This is a genomic window from Bacteroidota bacterium, assembly GCA_018831055.1.
Classification (GTDB): domain Bacteria; phylum Bacteroidota; class Bacteroidia; order Bacteroidales; family B18-G4; genus M55B132.
This window is the reverse complement of sequence record JAHJRE010000251.1, coordinates 1-3,016: the sequence shown is the minus strand read 5'-3', so window position 1 is coordinate 3,016 and position 3,016 is coordinate 1. Positions and strand designations below refer to the sequence as shown.

The 3,016-nt window shown below is 36.4% G+C and carries 3 protein-coding genes; all 3 read left to right on the top strand.

Features of this window, described 5'->3' with window-relative positions:
- Window positions 1-149: 149 nt before the first annotated feature.
- Entirely contained in the window at window positions 150-749 is a 600-nt protein-coding gene (locus KKA81_16115) for a hypothetical protein (GenBank protein MBU2652452.1), read from the top strand.
- A 188-nt stretch (window positions 750-937) separates the two neighbouring features.
- Complete coding sequence (locus tag KKA81_16110) at window positions 938-1,963, top strand: class I SAM-dependent methyltransferase (GenBank protein MBU2652451.1); 1,026 nt, start codon at window positions 938-940, stop codon at window positions 1,961-1,963.
- Between the two features lie 68 nt (window positions 1,964-2,031).
- A partial coding sequence (locus tag KKA81_16105) for a hypothetical protein (protein MBU2652450.1) occupies window positions 2,032-3,016 on the top strand: 985 nt, incomplete at its 3' end.

The window sequence follows — 3,016 nt, the reverse complement described above, 5'->3', positions numbered from 1 at the left end:
GAAAACCATTTTTCCACCACTGATTTAAATTATCATTTCATAAGATATTTTGTCAAGGGTCGCTTTAAATAGTAGCCAGAACTATTTCGAGTCTATGTTTTTTTCTATCCAATATAAAATAACGATGATATAATAAAAAAACCAAAATTATGAAAAAAAATAAAAAGACATTCTTTTTAATACCTGGGTTTAAACAGAAAATTTCAAACAAAAAATTTATCTGGCTTATAAAATTTTTAGAAAAAAAGGGCTTTAGGGTCTTAGGGGCACCTATTAAATGGAATCATAAAACAGTATCAGATTGCGCTAAGGACTTTGAAGATTTTTATAAAAAACATAAATCTGAAATAAATTATATTCTAGGATTTTCTTACGGCGCCGTAATAGCATTATTAACCGCGAATAAACTTAATTCTAAAAAAATATATCTTTGTTCTCTAAGCCCTGATTTTAAAGAAGATATAACAAGAATGAAACCCTGGATTAGAAAATTAATTGGCAAAAAAAGATTTCAGGATATCAAAACACGAAGCGGGAAAATGTTGGCTAAAGAGCTTAAAGTTCCCTCGGCAGTGTTTTATGGGGAATTAGAAGCAAAGCACTACCCAGAAATAGAAATTCGTTGTAAAGAAACTGTTGAATTAGCAAACAAATCAAAAGTAATAGTAGTAAAAAACGCACCTCACGACATAAGCCATATTGAATATAAAAAAGCTATAAAAAAAGAATTAGAACTCGTTAAATCTTAATAGCTCAAACATATCTGAGCCATTTTTTAAGGTTTTTTAAAAATTTGACTTTATTGAAAATTTATTGTAATAATTAGACAGTGCTGGATTTTCCGACTTTGACAAGTGAATATCCCAAATACAGGAGATAGAAGATGCTATACAAGCAACAGAAGAGCAGGTTCACAGCCAACAGGCCGGTAGTCTCGATGGATTATGGGAAGCTGGAAAAAGCGGGAATTACCGACGCGGAATTGAGAAAATATCTTCCAAGATACATTCTCAATCCAACTGCGCTTCGCTATGGATGGTTCAAACGTATCGGACTGCTTGCAGTTCAGTGTTTTTTGAGGGTGATGGTAAAGCTTTTTCTCCGTCCCCGCAATTCCACTGGTTTTCTTGACCAGTCGGAGATCAACCGTGTCTACACGAGAGAAGCAAAGACTTACAACCGAAAGCATCATCTTACCACTCGTGGAATGGACTTAGTCTGGCGTAGGGTTGCAGGATGGTTTGTTTCTATCATAGGTCGCAACGGACAAGGTCGCCTCAAGATTTTGGACCTCTGCACTGGTACTGGTTTGACCGTAAAGGAAATGCACGCCATATTGCAGGAGTGGGACGTGGATGCGGAAATAATCGGCTTGGATTATAACGAACGCATGCTTCAGGTTGCAAACAACGGCAGTGTGCCAAAATCGGAATGCATCAAGTTTGTCCGAGGCGACGCCACGAATCTTGCAGGCTTGTTCGAACTCGGTTCGATTAATGTTGTGACGCAAATTTTCGGAATCGGTGGCATTCCCGAGCCATTGAAGGTTTTTAAGGGAGTTCTACAGATTCTGAAAACAGATGGTCAATTCTTAATGATTGACATGCACAAACCCATTCCCGAACAGCCGGGGGAATGGCCGTTGTTTCTGAGGTGGTGCCATTTTCCGGTTTTGGAAATGGTGGTCTATGAGGATTCCACTATCCCTGTAGTGCTTAACCGGTTGTGGGGATGGCGAGACACAACTTTGTGTTTCTATTTGCTACCACTAACCACTTATCGGGACTGTGATGGCAGGTACTGGGGGTTTAAAGTTCGAGTTTTTGAGCAGGAATCCCAAAGGTGGTGGTTTGCTCTACCACTGATGCCGATCGCCAGGATTGCCGTGGAAAAAGTTGAAATCAGCGAAGAAATTTCAAGGAAGAGAGAAATAATTCTCAATGCCTGCGTTACTTCGCGATAAACACTGCTCGTTCACTGTTGTGAGCGGGCTTTTTTATTTTCTTTTTAAGTTATATAATGGATTCAGTTATGAATTTATTCTCGATATCAGGATTATTAATAGGAATTTTATCTGCCGTTTTGGGATTGGTAACTTTATTTAAAGGAAAAAAATCTATCCATTATATATGGGCGCTTTTTAGTTTTTCCGTTGCTTTGTGGGGTTTTGGGAGTTATAAAATTGGCGTTGCTCAAAACCCAGACGCAGCTATTTTTTGGTGGCGTATAGGATATATAGGTGTTATTTTAATTCCTGTCTTTTTTACTCAATTTGTTATCAATTTTCTTGAACTAAAAAAGAAATGGATCATATCGCTCCTGTATATTTTTGGGATTGTATTTTTATTTGCTAATTTTTTTGATGGAATTTTTATTAATAAGGCGAGTTTTTTATTCGGCCAATTTTATTATTTAACCACGCCCCCATTTTTATATAGTGTATTTGTCGCTCTGTTCTTTGTTATTGTTTTTTATGCCCATATCAAACTTTTTCAAGATTATAAAAAAAACACTGGTATTAAAAGGGCTCAGATCAAATATTTTTTATTGGCTACCATTCCCGGATTTATCGCAGGAGCATTCGAGTTTTTACCAGTATATAAGATAGAGCTTTATCCTTATTTACATTTTGTAATCGCTTTTTCTCCTTTGACTGTAACCTACGCTATTTTGCGTTATCGGTTAATGGATTTAAGAATAGTTTTTAGAAAAACAGTCATTTATCTTGTTTCAGCTGGATTTGTTTATGGAATATTTTTCTTTTTGGTGTGGCTTTTTGAAAGATATTTTGGCGGGGTTTTTACATCCACAACTTATTGGGCCGGGCTGATTATCGCGCCATTGTTTGTTGTAATTCTTTTACGGTTTTATTCTTTTATCCAAAAAACAGCCAATAAATATTTATTCTTTGATTTATATACGCACCAAGAAACGATTGGCAAGCTGATAGACGAGCTTACCAATTCAATTGATTTGGGTAAGATAGTTGACTCCATTGTAAACAGCATAAAAGAAG

Excerpts from the sequence above, each read along its gene's own strand:
- KKA81_16110 (MBU2652451.1), top strand. The coding sequence starts at position 938 with ATGGATTATGGGAAGCTGGAAAAAGCGGGAATTACCGACGCGGAATTG.
- KKA81_16115 (MBU2652452.1), top strand. The coding sequence starts at position 150 with ATGAAAAAAAATAAAAAGACATTCTTTTTAATACCTGGGTTTAAACAG.